At 43.8% G+C, this 22,195-nt stretch carries 24 protein-coding genes; 4 read left to right on the top strand and 20 right to left on the bottom strand.

Going from position 1 to position 22,195, the window contains the following annotated elements:
- Positions 1-276: hypothetical protein (locus INF29_RS14530; protein WP_207728156.1), on the top strand; the 276-nt coding region annotated here is incomplete at its 5' end.
- Here INF29_RS14530 and rpmF read toward each other — a convergent pair.
- From rpmF to INF29_RS10055, 7 genes are all read right to left on the bottom strand, one after another.
- Positions 263-442 (bottom strand): 50S ribosomal protein L32, encoded by a 180-nt coding sequence (gene rpmF / locus INF29_RS10085; RefSeq protein ID WP_022254512.1) that lies wholly within the window; start codon positions 440-442, stop codon positions 263-265. The genes INF29_RS14530 and rpmF overlap by 14 nt on opposite strands.
- A gap of 2 nt (positions 443-444) precedes the next feature.
- Positions 445-951 carry a YceD family protein gene (locus INF29_RS10080; RefSeq protein ID WP_193486389.1) on the bottom strand — a complete coding sequence of 169 codons (507 nt, stop codon included), beginning with the start codon at positions 949-951 and terminating at the stop codon, positions 445-447.
- A gap of 47 nt (positions 952-998) precedes the next feature.
- A complete protein-coding gene (locus INF29_RS10075; RefSeq protein WP_072853133.1) occupies positions 999-2,195 on the bottom strand; it encodes an acetate kinase in 1,197 nt (398 codons plus the stop codon).
- A 76-nt stretch (positions 2,196-2,271) separates the two neighbouring features.
- Complete coding sequence (gene pta / locus INF29_RS10070; RefSeq protein WP_022254509.1) at positions 2,272-3,273, bottom strand: phosphate acetyltransferase; 1,002 nt, start codon at positions 3,271-3,273, stop codon at positions 2,272-2,274.
- A gap of 213 nt (positions 3,274-3,486) precedes the next feature.
- Entirely contained in the window at positions 3,487-3,882 is a 396-nt protein-coding gene (locus tag INF29_RS10065) for a zinc ribbon domain-containing protein (protein WP_193486387.1), read from the bottom strand.
- Positions 3,883-3,912: 30 nt separating this feature from the next.
- The gene (locus INF29_RS10060; RefSeq protein ID WP_193486385.1) at positions 3,913-4,242 is read right to left on the bottom strand and encodes a zinc ribbon domain-containing protein; all 330 of its coding nucleotides are present in this window, start codon (positions 4,240-4,242) and stop codon (positions 3,913-3,915) included.
- 12 nt (positions 4,243-4,254) lie between these two features.
- On the bottom strand, positions 4,255-5,301 hold the full coding sequence (locus INF29_RS10055) for an ATP-binding protein (protein ID WP_193486383.1): 1,047 nt from the start codon (positions 5,299-5,301) through the stop codon (positions 4,255-4,257).
- A 133-nt stretch (positions 5,302-5,434) separates the two neighbouring features.
- Between INF29_RS10055 and INF29_RS10050 the strand changes: the two genes are divergently transcribed.
- Both INF29_RS10050 and INF29_RS10045 read left to right on the top strand, forming a co-directional pair.
- Positions 5,435-6,661: a nucleotidyltransferase gene (locus INF29_RS10050; RefSeq protein ID WP_193486381.1), complete on the top strand. Its 1,227-nt coding sequence runs from the start codon at positions 5,435-5,437 to the stop codon at positions 6,659-6,661.
- A 69-nt stretch (positions 6,662-6,730) separates the two neighbouring features.
- On the top strand, positions 6,731-7,813 hold the full coding sequence (locus INF29_RS10045) for a nucleoside recognition domain-containing protein (protein ID WP_193486379.1): 1,083 nt from the start codon (positions 6,731-6,733) through the stop codon (positions 7,811-7,813).
- Position 7,814: 1 nt separating this feature from the next.
- Here INF29_RS10045 and INF29_RS10040 read toward each other — a convergent pair whose 3' ends face one another.
- From INF29_RS10040 to INF29_RS10015, 6 genes are all read right to left on the bottom strand, one after another.
- A complete protein-coding gene (locus INF29_RS10040) occupies positions 7,815-8,318 on the bottom strand; it encodes an ATP synthase subunit B family protein (RefSeq protein ID WP_022254503.1) in 504 nt (167 codons plus the stop codon).
- A gap of 10 nt (positions 8,319-8,328) precedes the next feature.
- Entirely contained in the window at positions 8,329-8,808 is a 480-nt protein-coding gene (gene coaD, locus INF29_RS10035) for a pantetheine-phosphate adenylyltransferase (RefSeq protein WP_022254502.1), read from the bottom strand.
- Positions 8,805-9,365: a 16S rRNA (guanine(966)-N(2))-methyltransferase RsmD gene (gene rsmD / locus INF29_RS10030; protein ID WP_072853146.1), complete on the bottom strand. Its 561-nt coding sequence runs from the start codon at positions 9,363-9,365 to the stop codon at positions 8,805-8,807. The genes coaD and rsmD overlap by 4 nt, the downstream gene beginning before the upstream one ends.
- An 81-nt stretch (positions 9,366-9,446) precedes the next feature.
- Positions 9,447-11,489, bottom strand: a complete 2,043-nt coding sequence (gene recG / locus INF29_RS10025) for an ATP-dependent DNA helicase RecG (RefSeq protein ID WP_193486377.1) — start codon at positions 11,487-11,489, stop codon at positions 9,447-9,449.
- Between the two features lie 240 nt (positions 11,490-11,729).
- Entirely contained in the window at positions 11,730-13,409 is a 1,680-nt protein-coding gene (locus tag INF29_RS10020; protein WP_330608320.1) for a DAK2 domain-containing protein, read from the bottom strand.
- A gap of 21 nt (positions 13,410-13,430) precedes the next feature.
- Complete coding sequence (locus tag INF29_RS10015; protein ID WP_072853151.1) at positions 13,431-13,787, bottom strand: Asp23/Gls24 family envelope stress response protein; 357 nt, start codon at positions 13,785-13,787, stop codon at positions 13,431-13,433.
- A 327-nt stretch (positions 13,788-14,114) separates the two neighbouring features.
- Between INF29_RS10015 and INF29_RS10010 the strand changes: the two genes are divergently transcribed.
- A complete protein-coding gene (locus tag INF29_RS10010) occupies positions 14,115-14,744 on the top strand; it encodes a GntR family transcriptional regulator (RefSeq protein ID WP_193486375.1) in 630 nt (209 codons plus the stop codon).
- A gap of 90 nt (positions 14,745-14,834) precedes the next feature.
- On the opposite strand, the gene INF29_RS10005 is transcribed toward INF29_RS10010, so the two are convergent.
- From INF29_RS10005 to INF29_RS09975, 7 genes are all read right to left on the bottom strand, one after another.
- Positions 14,835-16,301, bottom strand: coding sequence for a hypothetical protein (locus INF29_RS10005; protein ID WP_193486373.1), 1,467 nt, complete (start codon positions 16,299-16,301; stop codon positions 14,835-14,837).
- Complete coding sequence (locus INF29_RS10000; protein WP_072853681.1) at positions 16,291-16,827, bottom strand: RNA polymerase sigma factor; 537 nt, start codon at positions 16,825-16,827, stop codon at positions 16,291-16,293. Before INF29_RS10000 ends, INF29_RS10005 begins: the two co-directional genes overlap by 11 nt.
- A 169-nt stretch (positions 16,828-16,996) precedes the next feature.
- Positions 16,997-18,439, bottom strand: a complete 1,443-nt coding sequence (locus INF29_RS09995) for a hypothetical protein (RefSeq protein ID WP_193486371.1) — start codon at positions 18,437-18,439, stop codon at positions 16,997-16,999.
- Positions 18,429-18,965, bottom strand: a complete 537-nt coding sequence (locus INF29_RS09990) for an RNA polymerase sigma factor (protein WP_159432910.1) — start codon at positions 18,963-18,965, stop codon at positions 18,429-18,431. The genes INF29_RS09995 and INF29_RS09990 overlap by 11 nt, the downstream gene beginning before the upstream one ends.
- A 171-nt stretch (positions 18,966-19,136) precedes the next feature.
- A complete protein-coding gene (locus tag INF29_RS09985; protein ID WP_193486369.1) occupies positions 19,137-20,030 on the bottom strand; it encodes a hypothetical protein in 894 nt (297 codons plus the stop codon).
- A 26-nt stretch (positions 20,031-20,056) separates the two neighbouring features.
- Positions 20,057-21,019: a copper amine oxidase N-terminal domain-containing protein gene (locus INF29_RS09980; protein WP_193486367.1), complete on the bottom strand. Its 963-nt coding sequence runs from the start codon at positions 21,017-21,019 to the stop codon at positions 20,057-20,059.
- Between the two features lie 53 nt (positions 21,020-21,072).
- Positions 21,073-21,975, bottom strand: a complete 903-nt coding sequence (locus INF29_RS09975) for a copper amine oxidase N-terminal domain-containing protein (protein ID WP_193486365.1) — start codon at positions 21,973-21,975, stop codon at positions 21,073-21,075.
- Between the last annotated feature and the right edge of the window lie 220 nt (positions 21,976-22,195).

Raw genomic sequence — 22,195 nt, 5'->3', positions numbered from 1 at the left:
ATCGTTTCTACCACCAGTTGCTTGAATTCTGGTGTATATCGTTTATTTGGTACTCCTTTTGGCATAAAAATCACCCCACTTGTTATTCAGTATATCATACTGTCTAACAAATGGGGTGCAGTTCACTTTTCATTTTTTCTCTATTTATTTTTTTACACAAAACTATGCCAACTCCCTTCAGACAGCGTATCAATGAAAAATCATTTTTCACCCAACGCAAAAAAGGCAGCATTTCTGCTGCCTTTGATTTGCTCATCCAAAATTAGTCAACTTTGATGATTGTTTTCTTGTTATAAGCACCACAAGCTTTGCATACCTGGTGAGGCGCCATCAGTTCGCCGCATTTGCTGCATTTTACCAGGTTGGGTGTTGCGATCTTCCAGCTCTGTGCTTTTCTTTTATCTCTTTTGGATTTAGATACTCGACCCTTAGGTACAGCCATTTCTACACCTCCTCATCAACATTGAAAAGAGCCCTCAAACTTTCAAATCTCGGATCTATCTCTGTGGTGTCGCATCCGCACGCACCTGTGTTCAGATCCTTGCCGCAGACAGGACAGAGTCCTTTGCAGTCATCCCTACAAAGCGTCTTCATAGGCATGACCTCCATGATCCCGCTTCTGACATAGTCCGCAAGATCGATCTGATCTCCCGAAAAAGTTTCTGTCTCTTCGTCATCTCTGCCTGTATGGGAAAAACGCTCCTCAATATTGAAGTGAATCTCTGTTGTAACCGGCGCAAGGCAACGGTCACACGCAATGCTGACCTTTGTTTCGCCCTTTGCTTCCAAAACGAAAATCTCATTTTCGTTTCTGAGAGTTCCTTCTATTTTTACAGGCTCCATAAAACCCACAACATTGGGGTATGCCGCAATCTCTTGTATTTGCTCAGACATATGCACTTCCATAGAAGCACCGTTTTTACCATATAAATGAGCCATTTGCAATATCATTCGTATCACCCCGTAGTCGTACCTAAAATATTATACAGAAAGGTTTCTTATTTGTCAAGCAATTCCTTTGTATCTCTTGCAATAACCAGTTCTTCGTTTGTAGGGATTACAAACACTCTTACTCTGGAGTCGGGAGCGGAGATTTCGATTGCTTTGCCTCTCAAAGAGTTGTTGTAAGAATCGATGTGTACGCCCAGGAAGCCCAGGTAGTCACAGATCAGTCTTCTTGTGGAAGCGGAGTTTTCACCCAGACCTGCTGTAAATACGATTGCGTCTACACCGTTCATAGCAGCAGCGTAAGCGCCGATTCTCTTAGCTACTTTGTAAGCGAATACATCCAGAGCCATACCTGCTCTTTCGTTACCATGTTCGCTTGCATCTTCGATATCACGGAAGTCGCTGGATACGCCGGAGATACCCAGTACGCCGGATTTTTTGTTCAGGATGTTATCCATTTCCTGAGGTGTCAGGTTTTCTTTTTCCATCAGGAATGTTACAACAGCTGCGTCAACGTCACCAGCTCTTGTACCCATTACCAGACCTTCCAGAGGTGTGAAGCCCATGGTTGTGTCGATGGATTTGCCGTTTCTTACTGCACATACGGAACCGCCGTTGCCCAGGTGGCAAGTGATTGTTTTTGTCTGGTCATAAGGTCTGTCCATCATTTTAGCAACTTCTTCGGATACGAATCTGTGGCTTGTGCCGTGGAAGCCGTATCTTCTGATTTTGTATTTTTCATAGTATTCGTAAGGAATAGCATACAGATATGCTCTTTCGGGCATTGTCTGGTGGAATGCTGTGTCGAATACAGCTACCTGAGGTACGCCGGGCATGATTTTTTCGCAAGCGTGGATACCGATCAGGTTAGCAGGGTTGTGCAGAGGTGCCAGTTCGCAGCATTTTTCGATTGCTTCGATAACTTCGGGTGTGATTACAACGGAGTTTGCGAAGTATTCACCACCATGTACTACACGGTGACCAACTGCGTTGATTTCGGACATGGATTTTACTACGCCGTATTCGCTGTTTGTCAGAGCGTCCAGTACCATTTTTACTGCTACGCTGTGATCTTCCATGTAATCGTTGAAGATAACGTCTTCTTTACCTACAGGCTGATGTTTCAGTCTGGAACCTTCGATACCGATTCTTTCGCACAGACCTTTAGCCATTACGCTTTCTGTGTCCATGTCGATCAGCTGATATTTCAGGGAAGAACTACCACAGTTTAAAACCAGAATTTTCATTTTTTTCTCTCCTTATATTTTGTCCGTAGTTGTTATTTGCGGGCAGAACACTGCCATTGTTTCTGATTGGATAAAATTATTTACCCATTACCTGAGCCTGAACGGATGTCAGAGCAACAACTGCAACGATGTCGTTTGCGGAGCAGCCTCTGGACAGGTCGTTAACAGGTTTTGCGATACCCTGCAGGATAGGACCGAATGCTTCTGCCTGACCAAATCTCTGAACCAGTTTGTAACCGATGTTACCAGCGTCGATGTCAGGGAATACCAGTACGTTTGCTTTACCAGCAACTGTGCTGTTGGGAGCTTTCAGTTCGCCAACTTCTTTTACGATAGCAGCGTCCAGCTGGATTTCGCCGTCCAGTTTTACGTTAGGGAATTTTTCTTTTGCAATTTTAACTGCATCTACAACTTTTGTTACGTCAGCATGTTTTGCGGAACCCATTGTGGAGTGGCTCAGCATAGCAACTCTAGGTTCTTTGCCGATGAATGCTTCGTAGGATTTAGCGGAATCGCCTGCGATGCAAGCCAGTTCCTGAGGGTTAGGATTCTGGTTCAGTGCACAGTCAGCGAACAGCAGGATACCGTCATCACCATACTGAGGTGTGTTTGTTACCATGATGAAGAAAGAGGATACCAGTTCTGTGCCAGGTGCTGTTTTCAGAATCTGCAGAGCGGGACGCAGTGTATCAGCTGTGGAGTGGATTGCGCCGGAAACCATACCGTCAGCGATATCCATTTTAACCAGCATAACGCCCATGAACAGAGGATCGTCCAGCAGAAGTTTTCTAGCTTCTTCCAGAGTCATGCCTTTGCTTTTTCTAGCTTCTGCCAGAGCAGCAACAACTTCATCCATTTTTTCGTAGTTTTCAGGATCTACGAAGATAGCTTTGGATACGTCAAAGCTGCCAGCAGCTTCCATGATCTTTTCTTTGTTACCGATCAGAACGATGTCAGCCAGTTCGTCTCTCAGGCATTCAGCAGCTGCTTCCAGATTTCTTTTTTCATAAGATTCGGGCAGTACAATTACCTTTTTGTCTGCTTTTGCTTTTGCTTTCATTTCAGATAAAAAATCCACTGTAAAGACCTCCATTTTTAAATAGATAGATTAACTGTTGTCTTTTTTACTGGAAGAAATGACTTCTTCCGTGCCAGGGAAACAAAATTCCCTGATATATATACTGTTTCAAAATCCGTTTTCAATAAAACGGACAGCATATTTATTATAAACAAAAAACGCAGTGTATACAAGTACATCCGCGAAAAAAACGGTAAAAAACCCCATTTTTTCTCACAACTTTTTCCCGCAGGAACGGCAAAAAGCGTAGTCTTTCTCCGCTTTTGCCCCACAGTAAGGACAAAAAGCCGTTTCTGTTGGTCTCTCTTCTTCCTCTTTTGGCTCTGTTGTTTTTTCTTTTTTATTCAGCACTTCTTCCAAAGGGTCAGCTTCTTCTCCTTCTTCAGTGATGTCGTAAAGAGAAAAGCGATTTTCCCCGGTGGCATTCATCAGAGAAACAATGACGTTGCTGCCGGCAATCACCACAAACACCAGTCCCATAAGCACAAATGGCGTTGGTGCTCCCATTTTGGCTGCTGACACCATCCAGAAAATACCGAAAACAACGGCAAAGATGGAACCGATAGCTCCCTGCAGAGATGGACCTCTGCCGGGTTTGACACTTCTCATGGGCATCCCCTCCTGTCCTTTTGATTGGTATCAGATATTTTTTTCATACATATTCTTTCCGCAGATTTGGCAGTTTTGCTCTCTGCCCTGCACATTGGCGCCGCAGTAGGGGCATGCTGTTAATATCATTTCTTTTGGTGCAGATTTTTTGTTTCTTCTGCATCCATCCCACAGAAATGCTGCTCCCAGAATCAGCAAAGCCAAACCTACAACAACCAGAAAGCCTTCTATGCGAATACTTCCTGCTGCCCCTCTTTCCTGTTCCTGAAACCACATATTTTCCAATATCAGCAGAAAGATGCCTCCTGCCAGCATTACCAGCCCTTTCAGAACAGACAATGTCCTCTCTTTTCTGCTCATAAGCACTCCCCCTTAGGGAATCAGCGGAAATTCCATAAAGAATGTTGTCCCCATGTATTCCTTACTTTCGATACGGATACTGCCCCCCAAGACAGATACTGCCGCGTTAACCACATCCAGTCCTACACCTCTGCCGGAAAACATGGTAGCACTGCTTTTTGTGGTAAAACCGGGACGCAGCAAAAATGCATATACTTCGTTGTCTTCATATTCTTCTTCAGCCTTTTTCAACCAGCCTTTTGCCTTCGCTGCCTGCAAAATGCCTTTGCGGTCTAAGCCTCGTCCATCATCTCGGAAAATAACGAAAACCTGCTGTGCTGTTTTCTGTATTTCCAAAGATATTTCCCCTACAGGGGTTTTCCCCATTTTTTCCCGGTCTTCTGTTTTTTCCAAACCATGATCCATGCTGTTTTTCAGCATCTGCATCACAGCCATGGTGATCTTATCGTAAATATCTCTGGGCACTTCTGTTTCCGCACCGGAAACTTTCAGCAGGAAATCCTTTTCCAATGCTCGTCCCATAACCGTTGCCAGACGTTCCATCTGGGCAACCAACGCGGAAAAGTCCGTATAAGGAATGAGCTGACGCCCTTTTCTGGTATAAGCGATCTGATAGCTGGGACCTTCCGGCTCATTGTCGCTATCCACATGGGCAAGGAAGTTCTTGATCCGACGTACCACAGCCCAGCCAAAGTCTGTCACTTCATCATCCGTTTCCATACGGCGCAGTTCCCGCTTCATATAGCCGGAAACCATACGCAGCAACTGCAGGATAGTCAACAAATCCTTATCTGCCGGGTGTTCTTCCTCCCGCAAATAAGAAAAAAGGTCTTCCGCGCTGTGAGCTGTTTCCGAAAATGCCGGATAACCCATCATAGAGGCAGAGCCTTTGATTGAGTGCATGGTACGGAAAAGTCTGTTGACTTCATCCTTGGTGATCTCCACCTGTTCCGTTCCCGATTTGCTTTCAATAAAACTGTCCAGTCGTTCTATATTTTTCCATGTTTCTTCTACGAATAGATCCTGCAGAAAATCCGGATTTTTTTCAAATCTCTCCATGGTATCATCCTCATTACTATATTCTGATTTTAGTATAGACCGATTCCCTCAAATTTTCCAGAGAAAAATTATATAATTGTTGAAAAATATGTTATACTGCTTTTAGAACTATTTTGCGAAAGGAGCGATACCATTGCGAACGGTTGGAATCATTGCAGAATTCAATCCCTTTCACAAGGGACATCAATATATTTTGGAAAAAGCAAAGGCACACACAGACTGTCAGCGTGCCATGGTAGTCATGAGCGGCAGTTTTGTCCAGCGTGGGGAACCGGCGTTTTTCGACAAATGGACAAGGGCAAAATGCGCCCTTCTTAACGGCGCTGACATGGTACTGGAACTGCCTGTGCTTTTTGCAGCAGCAAACGCGGAAATCTTTGCCATGGGCGGTGTGAAAGTACTGGAAGATACGGGCATGACAAATGCCCTTTGTTTTGGCTCTGAAAGCGGCGATCTGAAAGCCCTTCAAGAAGCGGCAAAAATCATGACAAACGAAACAGAAGAATTTCAGCGTCTGCTGAAAGCCGGACTGGATGAAGGCATGTCCTATCCTGCGGCGAGAGCGAAGGCGCTGGAAACCGTTTCTCATATCAGCAGTGAAATCATTTCCCGCCCCAATCATATTTTAGGTCTGGAATACCTGAAAGCACTGGATAGACTGGGCAGCAACATCGAGCCATGCACTATCCGCCGGAAAGGCAGCCAGTACGACGATCCTTCCCTGACAGGAGAATTTGCTTCTGCCGCTGCCATCCGCAAAGGCATTCTGGAAGAAAACGCCACAGAAGCCTTTTTGCAGGTACCTGAAAACATCGTTGACCTGCTGACAAAAGAAATTTCTCTTGGAACTGCTCCTGCTTCCATGGATAAATTGGCAGGTGCCCTCCATTATAAACTGCGCACCACTTCCGCTGAGGAAATCCATGACATTCTGGAAGTGACAGAAGGACTGGAAAACCGCATTTTGCGTGCCATCGACAACGAGTTCTTCATGAACGACATCATTGAATACATCAAAACCAAACGATATACCCGCACCAAAATACAGCGGATTCTGGTACATATCCTGCTGGATATTCAGGCAAAGGAAGTGGATTATTTCCTGAGTCAGAACCATCTGCCTTATATCCGTGTTCTGGGATTCCAAAAAGACAACGCGGACATTCTGGGTGAACTGACAGAACAGGCAAAATGCCCTGTACTGACCAATCTGAAAAAAGCACCGGAAATTCTGGACGAAGATGGGCTGCATCTGCTGGCACTGGAAAAACTGGCAACAGATTTGCAGGCATTGGCAGCGCCGAACCCTCTTTACCGTGCGCCAAACAAGGATTTTACCACTCCCATGGCAATCGTATAATTCAAAAACATGAAATCAAAAAAACAGACATAGACTGGTATCAACAAGCATTGCAAAGGATGACTTTCCATGATTACACGCCTGCTGACCATCTGTGTCTGTTTTTTCATATTTGCCCTTTTGCGGTATCCTGCAGCCTTGACAGAAGCCGCTGCCAGAGCCTTTTCTCTGTGGTTTTCCAGTGTTCTGCCATCTTTGTTTCCTTTTCTGGCTGCCATCGGCATTTTGCTGCGGATGGGCGCAGCGGAAAAACTGGGGCGGCTTTGCGCTCCCCTGACAAAACCTCTTTTCTCCCTTTCCGGTATCTGCGCCTTTCCCCTTGCGGCAGGTCTGCTTTCTGGCTATCCTGCTGGCGCAAACACCGTGGCGCAGCTATACGAACAGAGACGGATTTCTTTGTCCGAAGCCCGCAAAGTCCTGTTGTTCTGCAATGCTCCCGGGCCGCTGTTTGTATTGGGTACAGCTGGTACAACTTTTTTCGGCAGTCCAGCACTGGGTTATACCATGCTGCTGGCAGTTTTTGTGGGAACCATCTTGACTGGTATTTCCTATCGCTCCATTCCAACAGATTCCAACAATCAAATGCCCATTCTTCCGGCACAAAAAAAAGAGCCTTTTTCTCTGCTCTTTTCCTCCGCTGTAAAAGACGCCCTTTTGACTTCAGCGCAAATCGGCGGTTTTCTGGTATGTTTTTGTGTTTTGCAGGAGGGACTTGCCCAAGCTGGCTTTTTTGCCCTGCTTTCCAATGCTTTGTCTTTTCTGCCTGTTTCTCCGGAATTTTTACAGGCGTTTTCTGGCGGTCTATTGGAAATGACAAAGGGCATCCATGGGGTTTCCCTTTCTCCTGACAGTCTGCGGCTGCGGGCATCAGCTGCGGTTTTTCTGCTGTCTTTCGGCGGTTTTTCCATTTTCGGACAGATTTTAGGGGTTTTACGAAATGTGCCCATCAACCCTTTTTCTCTGTTATCCGCCAAAATACGACAGGCTTTCTTCTCTGTGCTGATTTTCCAATGTTTCTATTCCATAGCAGAAACACAAGCACAAAAAGCAGTTCCCGTATTTTCCACACATACGGCAACTGCTTTTCCGACACTTTATGGGCTTTTGTCTGTTCTCCTGCTATGTAGTCTATTATTGGAAAGACAAAAGTGAATTATTTGCTCATGCGCAGTTCCTGAATGTTTTCACCCAGTACATTCAGAGTCTGTGCGAAGTAATCGTCTGTCTTCATGCTTTCGCTGTAAACAACGGCTTTCAGTTCTTTCAGCTTGTTTTCCGCATCGCTCAGTACGCTTTCGGAATATTCCATGGCACCCAGACGCATTTCTTTTGCTGTTTTCTTTGCGGATTCGATGATGTTTGCAGCCTGGTCATAAGCCTTTTTGGTCACTTCGTTGTCATCGATCATACGCACCAGACGTTCTTCCGCATTCTTTACGATTTCGTCTGCTTCTTTCTGTGCGTCGATGAGAATTTTATTGCGTTCTTCGATAACCCATTTGGACTGTTTCAGTTCGTTGGGCAGTTTCATACGGATTTCGCTGATGATGTCGTAAATTTCTTCTTTATCTACAGACACTTTATTGCTGAATGGTACGGCACGGCTGCTGTCCATAATTTCTTCCAGTTCATCCAATAATTGTAATACAGAATCCATTGATGTTCCCTCACTTCTTATATTTTTCTATAACAAACGGTTGTATTTCCTTGGGCACCATAAAGTCAATGTTTCCGCCGAAAACGGCAACCTCTTTGGCATTGGTAGAACTGAGGGACAAATGTTCCTCATCAGCCGCAAGGAAAATCGTTTCGATATCTTTTCCAAGTTTTCTATTGATCAAATACATCTGGTATTCTGCCGCAAAGTCAATGGCATTGCGCAGACCGCGGACAGCGACTGTAGCGCCGATCTCGGACGCAAAGTCTGCCAGAAGCCCACGAAAAGATGCTACTTCCACATTTTCCAGATGCTTTGTCACCATTTCCAAATGTACTTTACGTTCTTCCACAGTGAACAAAGAATGTTTATTGGGGTTTTCCAAAACCGCCACTACCAGGCAGTCAAACAGTTTGGACGCGCGTTCGATGATGTCCAGATGTCCCAGTGTTACAGGGTCAAAACTGCCGGCATAAATTGCTTTTCTCATGTTGCTGATTCCTCCGGACGCAGAAAAGTAATGACTGTCGTCTTGTAGTTTTTTTCACGGTCTACATACAGACCTTTGATAGGCGCCAATGGAATTTGGGCACTGCGTTCCACAATGACCATACCCTCCGGTGCCAGAAGCCCGCCGGAAACGATTTTTTCCAGTGTAGGTTCTGCCAGACCTGCCGCATAAGGCGGGTCCATAAAAATAATATCAAAGGTTGCCTTCTCTGCCGACAGCTGTGCAAGTCCTGTCAGCACATCGCTTTTGATCAGGCGTGCCCGTTCCATGAGTTTGGTATGGGTCAGATTTTCCGCAATGACTTTCTGACACTCTGCCGCCTGTTCCACAAAAACCGCCGTATCCGCACCTCGGCTCAAAGCCTCAATGCCAATGGCGCCACTGCCCGAAAACAAATCCAAAAATCTGGATTCCGGCAGATCAAAGGCAATGATATTAAACAATGTTTCTTTGATTCTGTCCGTTGTGGGACGGGTATTGAGTCCCTCAATGGTTTGCAGTTTATGCCCTTTTGCGGCACCGGCGATGACACGCATATTTTCTCACCTTTCAGACCGATTTTTTTACATACAGCCATAGTATAACAAATAAATCCCCAAAATACAATAATAAACTCTTTACAAATCCAAACTTTTCCCTTCAAACCAAGCGGAAAGTCTGCTTTTGAGATGGGCGTTTTCCTCCTGTTCCAGCTGGGGGTCTTTCCGCAGCAAATCCCCTGCCGCCTGCTGTGCTTCCTTGAGAATTGCCATATCCCGATACAGATTGGCAATCTTCAGTTCCGGCAAACCGTGCTGTCTGGTGCCGAAGAATTCCCCGGGACCTCTCAGCTTCAAGTCCATTTCGGAAATGACAAAGCCGTCTGTGGTCTTGGTCATGGTCTGCATACGTTCCACAGCGATTTTCGTTTTCGCATCGCTAACCAGAATACAGTAAGATTTCTCCGAACCACGTCCCACACGTCCGCGAAGCTGGTGAAGCTGTGCCAGACCAAAACGCTCGCTGTTTTCAATGAGCATAACGGTAGCGTTGGGTACGTTGATACCTACCTCAATAACCGTTGTAGAAACAAGAATATCTGTATTCCCTGCGGCAAAAGCATCCATAATTTCCTGTTTTTCAGCCGCTTTCATTTTCCCATGAACACAGGCGATTTTACATTCTGGCAAAGCCCCTTTCAGCTTTTCCGTATAGTCCAGAACATTTTCCACTTCCATTTTTTCATTTTCTTCGATCATGGGGCAGATGACATAAGCCTGTCTGCCTGCCGCCGCTTCTTTGCCCAAAAAGGCATAAATCCGCTGGCGATAAGATGTATTGACGCCAATGGTGTCGATCTGCTGTCTGCCGGGTGGCAGCTCGTCAATGATGGAAATATCCAAATCCCCGTAGAGAATCAATGCCAGTGTACGTGGAATGGGGGTTGCCGTCATAACAAGGACATGGGGATTCTCCCCTTTTTCCGCAAGCATACTTCTCTGGCGCACACCAAAGCGATGCTGTTCGTCTGTGATGACCAGACCAATTTTATGATATTCTACTCCTTTTTGAATAACCGCATGGGTACCCACAATCATTTGGGCTGTACCGTCTGCGATTTTTGCCAGCGCTTCCCGTTTTTCTTTGGCTTTCATGCTGCCTGTGAGCAAAGCCACTTCAATACCCAAGGGCGCAAACAATTCCGTAAAAGATTTTCCATGCTGTTCTGCTAGCACTTCCGTAGGCGCCATGAGTACTGCCTGATATCCGTTTTGGATAGCCCAGTAAGCAGCTGCCATGGCAACAGCTGTTTTACCGCTGCCGACGTCCCCCTGTACCAGTCGGCTCATGATTTTCCCGCTGGTCATATCGGCAGCAATTTCCGACAACACTTTTTTCTGGGCATTTGTCATGGAAAAAGGCAGGCTTTTCTGGAATTCATCTATGGCTTCTGGATATTCCATAACGATGCCGCTTCCTCTGCCCAAAAGTTCTTCTCTAAGAGAAAAGAGCGCTGTCTGAAGCAAGAAAAATTCCTCAAACACCAAGCGGCGGCGCGCATCATAAAAGGCTTCTTCCGTACGAGGGAAATGGATATTGGTCTGAGCAAAATTCTTTTCCGCCAGACGGTATTTTTTCCGTATCCATAAGGGCAGTTCCTCCGTCAATGTGCCGCTGACCTGTTTCAGCGCTTCTTCCAGATAGCTTCGGAGCATTTTCTGGGAAATGCCGTCTACAGAAGGATAAACAGGCACAATGCGTCCACCAGCAAAATTGTCTTTGATGGATTCATATTCCGGTGACACGATTTCCCGGCGGTTATATTTTTTCTGCATCCTGCCTGTAAACAGATAAACTTCACCTGATTTCAGTGCGGTTTTCATATAAGGTTGGTTATACCACAGGAGGGTGATTTCATCTGTATCATCAAAAACCTGCAAACGGGTAAAGGTCAATCTACCTCGCCGTCCTGTCTGCCCCTCCCCTTTCACTCGTGCCAGAAAGGTATTTTCATCTGTTTCGGATAAGTCTGCAATTTTTGTCAGACGGCTGCGGTCTTTATAATCTCTGGGGTAATGTTCCAGCAAATCTCCAATGGTTTCAATGCCCATACGATGGAGTTTTTTTGCACGCTGTTCGCCTACATTTTTCAGTTCCGTAATGGGGCTTGTCCGCTCCATGCCCTCACTCCCTTTCGCAAGAAAAAGGCGTTGGATACCAAAGCAACTTCCCCTTCAGAAAACATGGATTTTCCTTTTTTCTGATTTCTTAAGGGGAATTGCGACAGCTGTCTTCATAAGAAAACATAACAAATAAAATCTGAATAAAATAAGAAAGTCAAAACCCTTTGTACTGATAAGGATTTTGGCTTTCTTTATTTTCTTATGAAGATGCTCCTAACGCCTTCAATCTGTCTGTTTTTATTCCACAGAAATGATATAGTAATACAGCGGCTGTCCACCCATCTGCAGTTCCACTTCGCAGTCAGGATAGGTTTCTTCGACATATGCCGCCAAAGCTTCTGCGTCTTCTTCTGTCACATCTGCACCGTAATAAATGCTGATCATTTCGCTTTCGTCTGTCACAGCTTCTGCCAGCAGTTCTTTGGTGCTTTCCGCAATATCCTTGCCCACAACAGCGATGGAGTCATTGAGCATCCCCAGAATATCGCCTTCGTGGATTTCCTTATCTCCAATGGTGGTTTCTCTCACAGCGAAAGTCACTGTTGCCGTTGCCACTGCTGTGATGGCTTCTTTCATTTCTTCTGCCATTTCTTCCGGGTCTGCCCCTTCTTCATAACAGAACATGGCACTGATGCCCTGAGGAACAGACTTGGTAGGGATTACATACAGTTTCTTGTCTTCAGACAGTTCCGATGCCTGTTCCGCTGCCAAAATGATATTTTTGTTGTTTGGCAGGATAAAGATATGATCCGCGTTAATCTTATCCACCGCGTTGAGGATGTCTTCCGTGGAGGGGTTCATGGTCTGTCCCCCTTCGATGACTTCATCCACACCCAGATTATGGAAGATGGCTGTCAAACCGCTGCCTGCGGAAATGGAAACAAAGCCAATATCCTTTTTAGGACGTTCTTCCTGCACAGGCTGTGCTGCACGCGCTTCTTCCACAGGTGTTTTCTTTTCAGATGCGGTAAAGTCAATAATATTATTATGCTGTTCCCGCATGTTGTCGATTTTCAGTCCACTGAGGCTGCCAATGGTCAGGGCTTTTTCCAGCGCCAGACCGGGATGGTCTGTGTGCACATGAATCTTAATGATCTCATCATCGCTGACACAAACGATGGAATCCCCAATGGTGCCCAGATAGGATTTCAGCTGCTGTACAGTGGCGTCATCGGCATTTTTCACATTGATGAAAAATTCTGTACAGTATCCAAATGTAATGCTTTCATTATCCACGGAAGCCAGTGCAGCATATTCTTTTGCTGTCTGCTGGGTAGGTTCTGCCACTTTCAATGCTTCTTCGGAATTGATGTGTTTCAAAGCACCTTCCAGAATATACAGCAGACCACGGCCGCCGGCATCTACAACGCCTGCTTCCTTCAGTACAGGAAGCATATCCGGTGTCTGGTTCAACACATCATGGGCATGTTCCAGAACAGCTTTCAAAAAGACTTCAATATCGTCTGTTTTTTCAGATTCTGCCACAGCCGCTTCTGCACATGCTCTTGCCACAGTCAAAATGGTACCTTCTTTGGGCTTCATCACTGCTTTGTATGCAGTTTTCACACCCTGTTCCATGGCTGCGGTCAATTCTTTTACCCCAGCTTCTTCCAAACCTTCCAGACCTTTGGCAAAGCCGCGGAGAATCTGAGAAGTGATAACACCGGAGTTGCCTCTGGCACCGCGCAGCGCACCGCCGGAAGCCCGTTTTGTCACTTCATCCACCCGCAGGGCATCGCCTTTTTCTGTTTCTCTGGCAGCTGCCAGCATAGTCAAAGACATATTGGTTCCTGTGTCGCCATCAGGCACAGGGAATACATTCATTGCATCCACAGCCTGCTTATTTGCATGCAGTTCATTTGCGCCTGCCACGATCATTCTCTGCAAACGCAGACCGTTTAATTTTGTAACACTCACTTGATGGTTCCTCCTTGTTTCTTATCCGTCGACACGTACGCCGTCCACAAAAATGTTAACGTCGTCTACGGCCAATCCCGTATATTCTTCTACAGAATATTTCACCGTGCTGACGATATTATCCGCAATGGCGGAAATGTTGGTGCCATATTCCACAATGATATGCAGATCCAGGCTGACTCTATTGGCATTGACCTGCATTTTGATGCCTTTTGTCAAACTTTCCAGCTTCAAAAGCTGAACCAGTCCGTCTTTCACATTTTTGGCAGCCATACCTACAATGCCGTAACATTCAATGGCCGCATAGCCTGCAATTCTTGCAATGACTTCATGGTCAATGCTGATTACGCCATATTCGTTTTCCAGTTTCGCTGTCATATATTACAACCTCCAATCTGTATTTGTTGGAACATATTCATGTTGCTGCAATCTTGTTTGCATAGTTGTTTATATTATACCATCATTCCCTATTTTTGAGAAACCTTTTTTTACATATTAAGAAAAGCGTCTGTTTTTCTTATGTTTTTTACAATAAAATTACCCTTGCATATGCGCTTTCATTCATAAAAAATAGTATTTTTTTGCAAAAAAATGCATATTCTTTTATACAGAGCCTATTTTTTCGTTTTTCCCCTTGCATTTTTATGGAAAATTTAAGATAATAAAATACATGCGAAGAAATTTGAGAAAATGGAGGGCACGAAAATGCCGCAGTTACAACGACTCAGCCTGAAAGCACAGGTTTATGAAATCATCAGACAAAAAATATTGCAGCAGGAATATGCATTGGGCGAAAAAATCAATATTGATACCGTAGCAGATGAACTAAAGATCAGCAATTCTCCCATTCGAGAAGCTCTGATGATGCTTTCTCAGGATGGACTCATTGAAATGATACCAAACAACGGCGCCCGTGTGATTTCTTTTTCTGAAGAAGGCTTTCACGAAATCGCTTCTTCTCTTTATGTAGTTCTTTATGGTGCCTACGACCTTTGTGTCAGACAGGGAACCATCGATCAGGTTGCCCAGGAAATGGAGCATTATCTGGCATTGCAGCAGAAATACTGTGACGAAGGCAATGTTCCCGAAACTGTAAAATATGCACTGCAATTTGATAAGTGTATCGTAACGGGAACCAAAAACTCCTATTTGATTTCCATGTATGAACACATCGAAGATATTTTTTATCTTATGGCACTACACAACAACCAGAGAGGCGAGGACGACCGCCACAACAACTTCAAAGAACACAAAATGATCCTCAAAAGCATTCAGGAGCACGATGCTGCTGCTCTGCACAAATGGCTTGGGATTCATTATGACAAACATCTGTAAACAAAAAATATTTACAGCATACAAAAAGGGCATTCCCATAAATAGGGAAACGCCCTTTTTTCATTTGTAACAGGATTTCCTCCCATCACTTTATTTCACACTTTCCGGTTCTTCCAATACCAAAGTATAATCATCGACAATCCAATAATAAGGGTCATACAGCTCCAGTGTCACTGTTTCATTGTTGCTGCCCACCAACGCATGAACGCGATATTTTCCATCCTCATCTGGGAAGACTTGTTTGGGATAACTGTCTAAACTGCCTTTCACTTCCATAAATACACCGTAAAGCTGTCGTTTGCCTTCATCCGGCGTAATGGTGTAGGTGATTTCCAGATTTTTTGCTTCCGCAACAATTTCTTCTCCGGCTGCATTTTGTCCAGACAGTTCGATTCTTTCTCCTTTCACCTTTTCAAATGTGACTGTACCATAAGGAAATTCCACAGTCTGATTCAGGGAACGGATGGATTCCGGCATGGGGATTTCCACAGTTTCCCGTTCTTTGCCGATACCCGTCAAAGGCGATCTATGGAATGTGATGGGAAAATCTTCTGCCGTGCCTTCCAGCAGCATCCGTCTGCCGTTTTCCACTTCCTCCTGCCCTTTGTATTGCAGTCTTTCGCCGTCTTTGTTTGTCACATAAAGCATGTCTTGATATTTTTCCTGTGTGATGCTGTCAAGTGTTCTGCATCCATACGGCAGAGGTGTCAGACGGAACGTAAAATAATCGTCAAAATCAGGAAGTCTTTCATCCGTCAGGATATAATATTCTAACAAGATACCCTGATCTGTTACATCAGCTTTTGCCGTGATGGTAATGTCATTTTGCGTTTGGCTTGCACCAATGTTTTCCGGCTGTTCTTTGCCTGTGTTAGCTGTCAGTCGGAAAGAAAGCGTATTTTCCAGTCCGGCAATATGTACTGCATAAGTTTGTTCGACATTTTTCACATATCTTTGATAATCTCTCCGATATCGTGTAATCATATAGGTATCATTTTCATCCTCCGCTGTAACCCCTTTGCTGTGCGTTGCCATATCGTGTTCTTCCCCATCATACTCCATGGTGAGTGCATACATTTCTTCTAATTTGTCATATTTATCCGGAGAGTCATCTTCATATTCTTCCTGTGTCAATTCCAGCAAAGTTCCTGTCATTACCACTTCCATATGGACTGCGTGGTTTTCTGCATACACATTTTTCAGCTGTACATGAATATCATTTTCCGTAAATTCCCCATGGATGATTTCCGCTTCATAATAAACATTTTCTTCTTCGTCCACATACATGCCTGCACCCGGCAGATAATGGAACAACCGCTCAAAAGCCGCCTGAATGGGTTCTCTGCCCACAATGCCCAACACTGCCACCAGACAGATCGCTGCCACTGCAATCTGTTTCCGGCTAAAACGTTTTTGTTCTTTTTTCATTTTTTTCAGTGTCTGTTTTTCAATTCTTTTTTTGGTAACTTCATCCACTTCCGGTAATGTTTCCGGCAAATATTCAGCCAATTCTTTTTCTTCCAGCTGATCCAGCATTTCTTCCCAATCACCCTTCATGACAGACACCTCCTTCCAAGATGGCTTTTACCTTCGCCAAACTGCGCCGTATTTTCTGGTTTACGGTATTTTCCTGTAAGCCATAGACTTCGGCAATCATTTTTGACGGATACCCGAAGTAATATTTCAGAAGCAATATTTTGCCGTCCGGGTCCCCCAACGCCCGCACTGCATCCAGCAAAATCTGACGATCCTCCTGCTGTTCCAGCGTATCCGCTGCCGTGATTTCTTCCTGCAAAGGCAAGGTTTCTTTCCCTGCCAGCTTTCGCCAACGGTCAACGGCCTTTCTGCGAGAAAGGACTGCCAAAAATCCCTTGATGCTGCCCCGTTCCAAATCAATGGCTGTATATTGATGGTAAAATGCCAGAAACACATCACTGACACATTCTTCGATTTCTTCAGCGGAAAAATCCGCCAGTTTCTGTTTCACAATGTAGTAACATAGACCCGTATATTCTTTCATGACCAGACGCATGCCATTTTCTGGATTTTTCTGCAAAACTTGCAGCAGTTCCCTGTCATCCATGACCGTCCCCCCTTTTTTCAAATTGTAAATGATTCTATATGTAATTGAATCCCTTCTTATTATACTATTCGTTTGCAGACAAGGAAAAGTGACAAAAATTTCATTTTTTCTATTTAAAAAAAGCGCCGCATTCTTCCATTTTTTGAAGAATACAGCGCCTTCATATCCTCTATTTGGTTTCGTTTGGTGCTTCTATTACCAACGTGTAATCATCTACAATCCAATAATAAGGGTCGTACAGTTCCAGTGTGATTTCTTTTGTTTCTGCGGAAATTTTCGCAGGAAAATGATAAGTTCCATCTTCTTCCGGGAAAATGGTCAATTCATTTGCTTCTTTCTGAACCGCTTCCTGCACCTGCATGAAAACACCATACATCTTCCGTTTTCCTTCTTTTGGCTGGATGCGGTAAATGATTTCCAGTTCATTGACGCCATCAGCAGGTTTGGTCTGAATCTGTTCCAGTGTTACTGTACCATAAGGGAAGTCAATGGTTTTTTCCAATTTCTCACTGGTTTTTGGCACAGGAATTTTCACTGTTTCTCTTTCTTCTCCAACGCCTGTAAATGCCGCCTGATAAAACGTCAAAGGAAAATCTTCCGCAGTCCCTTCATAAAGAATCCGTTTCCCATTTTCCAGATTATCATGAAAATAAAGCCCTTTGGGATACAGCATTTCTCCATTTCGATTCATCACATATCTCCGCTGATATAATTCAGCCTCAGGAACATCGTTCCATTGAAAATACTCATATGGAAGGGAAATGGCAATAAAGCGATGTGTCTGATCTGTTTCTGCCAGAATTTCTTCACTCAAAACATAATATTCAAACCAGATGCCTTCTTCCGTCACTTCCGCTCCTGCGGTGACCGTAATGCCATTTTTTGTCTGACTGGCACCGATATTTTCCGGCTGTTCTTTTCCAGTATTGGCGGTCAAACGGAAGGAAAGGGCGTTTTCAAATCCCGCGATATGCAAAACATAGGTCTGTTCCGCATTTTTCACATATCGCTGGTAATCTCTTCTATACCGGGTAATAACATAGGTATTATCCTTATCCTCTACTAAAGCACCTTTGTTACCATGGGTAAGTTTATCCTGTTTTCCATCATATTCTATAGTAACTGCGTACATTTCCTCCAGTTGCTCATATTTATCTTTGGAATCTGGCTCATACGCCTCTTGTGTCAGTTCCAATAAATCCCCCGTCATTTCCACTTCCATATTGACTGTGTGATTTTCCGCATACACATTCTTCAGCCGCACATGAATATCATTTTCCGTGAATTCTCCATTGATGATTTCCGCTTCGTAAAGGGTATTCCCTTCTTCATCCACATACATACCAGCCCCCGGCAGATAATAAAACAGCCGCTCAAAAGCCGCCTGGATCGGTTCTCTGCCGGCAATGCCCAATACAGCTACCAGACAAATCAGGACTGCCACAATCTGTTTCCTGCTGAAACGATTGCGTTCTTTTCTGATTTTCTGTAATGTACGTTTTTCAATTCTTTTTCGGGTAACTTCATCCATTTCCGGCAATGTTTCCGGCAAAAATTCAATCAAGTCTTTTTCTTCCAGTCGATCCAGCATTTCTTCCCAATCATACTTCATGGCAGTCACCTCCTTCCAGAATCGCTTTCACCTTTGCCAGACTGCGCCGCACTTTCTGATCTACAGTATTTTCTTTCAATCCAAATATCTCCGCAATCTTTTTTGTGGGATAACCGAAATAATATTTCAATATAACAATTTTTGCATCGGGGTCCCCCAACGCCAACACCGCATCCAACAATATTTTTCGCTCCTCCTGCTGTTCCAATGAATCGCTTGTTGTGATTGCTTCCTGTAAAGGTAATGTTTCTTTTCCTGCCAATCTTCGCCAACGATCAATAGCTTTTCTGCGGGAAAGCACCGAAAGAAATCCTTTGATGCTGCCACGCTCCAAATCTATAGCTGTATACTGATGATAAAATGCCAGAAATACGTCACTGACACATTCTTCTACTTCCTCCTGCGAAAAATCTGATAATTTTTGTTTTACGATGTAATAACATAAAGCTGCATATTGTTTCATCACCAAACTTATACCATGTTCAGGGTTTTGCTGCATCACCCTGAGCAGTTCTTTATCCTCCATCATCTTTCCCCCTTTTTCCTGTATGATAATATTTTCCCTCCATTTCTTGCAAAATCCTGCTACACTCTACTATTCGCAGAGAAAATAAAAATTCTGACAGCAAATTTTATTTTTTTCATTTTACAGGCAAAAGAAAAGCCGGAAGCAGTTGCTTCCGACTTTTCCAATGACTTAATACACGAAAAAAAAGTTAATGTTCCGTTTTTTCGCCTCTTGTTCATTCCTTCTGGAAATTTCCGCAGGCATCGCTAACCATCCATTCAAATAAAGGACAATATCCCCCGAACACATGGAACGGAAATAATCCAAAATTTCCAGAAACATTTCTGTAGAGAGGATATCCGTATAAACAGTAACCCGCGCAGACAAATCTTCCTCATTTTCTTTTCTTCGTTCTATACCATAAACCATCCAAGCATACTTTCCTTCTGCGGGTCCTCGCAAAACCCATGGTTTCTGTGGATTTTCCCGGCAAATCATACAGAAATATGAACCATCCTGCAAATAATAACGGATTTTTTCGCCATTTTCTTTGTCAAAGACCGAATAACCAAAAAGGCTTTCCCCTTTATCCCATGTAATCTTTCCAACAGATGCCTTATCCCGTTCCCAAAACCGATGCAGTTCGGATGGCAAATCCATGGCTTCTGTTTCCGAAAGAGGTTCCATCTCCAGTTGTTCCCCATCATAAAAGGATGTCATGCTTCTTTCGGAATGTTTTCTTTTAACACAAATGAGCCCATTGGTTTCATCATACTGAAAATCTGTAATCATCATGGATGGCGTTTTACATGGAGGCGTCTGTTTTTCCGTCATACGTATCAAGTTGCCTTTTTCATCATAGGTAAACCGTTTGCTATATCGATAATCGCCTTTGGCAAACCTGCCTATGCTATTCCAATATCTTTCATAGCGCCAAAACAATCGCCCATGGGTGTCGTAAAAATTTACGATAAATCCATCTCCAAATTCTTTTTTCTCTGTGTTTTGCGACAGTTTCCATGCCCAAAACTCATTTTTTCGTTTGTTCCAATCAGTCTTTGTCATCGTGCGTTTTCTGCTCATCTCTTCCCCCCCAATTTTCTAGTCTATTACTCTAAAAAATGAACCATATCCGCGGAAATATGAACGGTTTTTGTTTCATTCTCCCATTGGATATTGCTCTGATCCCAAAATGTGACGATTTCCCGCAAAGGCAAGAACACACGTCCTTCTTTAATTTCCAAGGGACTCTTGAGCATCCAGAGTTGTCCATCTTTTTCCGCTTCTTTCTGTCCGTCTGTTAGACGATAGGTAGTCATGCCACAAAGAAGTAATGCTGTTCTTTGCTGACCATCCCAAATCACTTTTTTCTGTACTTCTTCCGGCAGATTTTCTACCAAAGCACGCATGGGAAGCATGGTATATCCTGCGTCATTGATATATGCCGGTACATCCAATGGATATGATTTTCCATCGACCTGCATAATGTCTGCACCAATGGTTACATCTATCGTACAGGGAACCATTTCTATTTCGTTTTTATAGTCCGGTCTGTAATATAAAGAAATCAAATCCTGTACCAATAACTGATCTTCATATTCCGCAAAAAGATTATCGGCATACTGGCTTCCACCTAAAGCCACCAGAGAAATACTTCTCCCCGCTTTTCTTTCATCATCATAAACAACTTTCAGTTCCATGGTATCTTCTGTCAGAGGCACCGTAAAAACATTACCTTCTCCCTTCATGTAAATCATTTTCATATCACCATTTTTCCATTCTTCCAGAAAACCATAGTAAAACGCCTCTTCTCCGCCAGACAGCCAATCTTCTGTATCCACCAAAGCCAGATACAGTTTTTTCCCCTGCGCTTCTTGAGGCAGCGTAAATGTGACATTTCCACTCAACATGCTGCGAACAGTCGTCGCATACATTTCTTTTTCTGCTGATACCGTACCATTTCCGTAAGCCGATTCCCATTTGCCGTTCTGCGCCGGATTACTTGCCCCAAAAGCCGTCACAGAAAACACCATAACCGCCGCAAGCGTCAAAGCCATACATCTTTTTTTCATCATCTTCTCCACCTTTCTTTGAAACTTTCCCTTGCTATTGATTTTTGAACGGATTAAGTGCAAACAATGAGCTGCAATACATCATCTTGTTCTATGATCTCAGATTCATCGCTCCACATTAATTTCATCATATCTAGTGGCAAATAAATGCGTCCATCTACAATTTCAGGTGTTGTCATAAAATAAAATCTTTCTCCGTTGACAGAAACATAGTTTTGTCCAACTGTAAAGATATATTCTTTTTCATTTCTGAAAATATGAAACGTTTTGTCCGCACGATTCCATTGCCATTCTATCCCCAAATATTGGGGATATTCCTCCACCCAAAAACGACCAGGTATCATATATGTTCCATTTTCCTGACGATATGCAAACATTTTTTGCATTAAAACATCACTTTTTTCCACATATTCCTTTTCTTTAATATTCCATGAAGATACATGCCATATGGCATTTGGTGTGTTCTCCGGTATAATTTTCAAAAATGGAAAAGTTTCTGCATCGTTCATATCTTGATTTTCCGATACATGCAAAACCAAATCTGTTTTTTCAACGATACCTGCCCTGGGAAGTGACCAGTCCATTGTGATATTGGTCTGCATATTTGTTCCCGTTACAGCAAAGGAATTATCTGATAAACTTTCTATTTCTCCGCCTTTTACGCTGTAAATTTCCAAAAAGGATTCTCCATCTGCAGTCATTGACGGATCGCTCGGCGATTCCAGAGCAAAATAAAGCGTTTCTTCTTCTGTACCTAAAGGCCAGCGAATAATCAATTCTCCTTGCGGAAGACAGCGAAACCCTATTTTATGGTACTCACTCATATACATAATTCGCGTTTTTTCTTCTTGATCCCCAATACTGATTTCATCTTTCACGCCTGCGCCACTTCTCCCTAAAGCAACAGATGGCAATATGAAAGAAACTACAAGCGACATTAACAAGACTTTTTTCATAAACACACCCCCGATTTCTAATGATATTCTAACAAAGAATCTATGCTTATTCCATTACAGGGCTGTAACAAATCTTTCAATATTCTTAATAGAAATCAGGACCACCGGCTTAGCCGGTGGTTTGCTCTGCCCCTAGAAGGGGCTCTTACCAGCTGCGCTTGCAAGCGCATTGAAAGTCCGCCAAGTGCTCTACTTTCTCAACTGCCGCCCTTGGCGGCTA

The sequence above is a fragment of the Anaerotignum lactatifermentans genome (genome assembly GCF_014982935.1).
GTDB classification, from domain to species: Bacteria; Bacillota; Clostridia; order Lachnospirales; family Anaerotignaceae; genus Anaerotignum; species Anaerotignum lactatifermentans.
Note: the sequence above shows the minus strand (reverse complement) of the source record. Positions and strands in the feature narration are given on the sequence as shown.

Coding starts and splice junctions, on each gene's coding strand:
- rpmF (WP_022254512.1), bottom strand. CDS start 442: ATGGCTGTACCTAAGGGTCGAGTATCTAAATCCAAAAGAGATAAAAGA.
- INF29_RS10080 (WP_193486389.1), bottom strand. CDS start 951: ATGATATTGCAAATGGCTCATTTATATGGTAAAAACGGTGCTTCTATG.
- INF29_RS10075 (WP_072853133.1), bottom strand. CDS start 2,195: ATGAAAATTCTGGTTTTAAACTGTGGTAGTTCTTCCCTGAAATATCAG.
- INF29_RS10065 (WP_193486387.1), bottom strand. CDS start 3,882: ATGAGAAGTGTCAAACCCGGCAGAGGTCCATCTCTGCAGGGAGCTATC.
- INF29_RS10060 (WP_193486385.1), bottom strand. CDS start 4,242: ATGAGCAGAAAAGAGAGGACATTGTCTGTTCTGAAAGGGCTGGTAATG.
- INF29_RS10055 (WP_193486383.1), bottom strand. CDS start 5,301: ATGGAGAGATTTGAAAAAAATCCGGATTTTCTGCAGGATCTATTCGTA.
- INF29_RS10045 (WP_193486379.1), top strand. CDS start 6,731: ATGATTACACGCCTGCTGACCATCTGTGTCTGTTTTTTCATATTTGCC.
- INF29_RS10040 (WP_022254503.1), bottom strand. CDS start 8,318: ATGGATTCTGTATTACAATTATTGGATGAACTGGAAGAAATTATGGAC.
- coaD (WP_022254502.1), bottom strand. CDS start 8,808: ATGAGAAAAGCAATTTATGCCGGCAGTTTTGACCCTGTAACACTGGGA.
- rsmD (WP_072853146.1), bottom strand. CDS start 9,365: ATGCGTGTCATCGCCGGTGCCGCAAAAGGGCATAAACTGCAAACCATT.
- recG (WP_193486377.1), bottom strand. CDS start 11,489: ATGGAGCGGACAAGCCCCATTACGGAACTGAAAAATGTAGGCGAACAG.
- INF29_RS10015 (WP_072853151.1), bottom strand. CDS start 13,787: ATGACAGCGAAACTGGAAAACGAATATGGCGTAATCAGCATTGACCAT.
- INF29_RS10010 (WP_193486375.1), top strand. CDS start 14,115: ATGCCGCAGTTACAACGACTCAGCCTGAAAGCACAGGTTTATGAAATC.
- INF29_RS10005 (WP_193486373.1), bottom strand. CDS start 16,301: ATGAAGGGTGATTGGGAAGAAATGCTGGATCAGCTGGAAGAAAAAGAA.
- INF29_RS10000 (WP_072853681.1), bottom strand. CDS start 16,827: ATGGATGACAGGGAACTGCTGCAAGTTTTGCAGAAAAATCCAGAAAAT.
- INF29_RS09995 (WP_193486371.1), bottom strand. CDS start 18,439: ATGAAGTATGATTGGGAAGAAATGCTGGATCGACTGGAAGAAAAAGAC.
- INF29_RS09990 (WP_159432910.1), bottom strand. CDS start 18,965: ATGGAGGATAAAGAACTGCTCAGGGTGATGCAGCAAAACCCTGAACAT.
- INF29_RS09985 (WP_193486369.1), bottom strand. CDS start 20,030: ATGAGCAGAAAACGCACGATGACAAAGACTGATTGGAACAAACGAAAA.
- INF29_RS09980 (WP_193486367.1), bottom strand. CDS start 21,019: ATGAAAAAAAGATGTATGGCTTTGACGCTTGCGGCGGTTATGGTGTTT.
- INF29_RS09975 (WP_193486365.1), bottom strand. CDS start 21,975: ATGAAAAAAGTCTTGTTAATGTCGCTTGTAGTTTCTTTCATATTGCCA.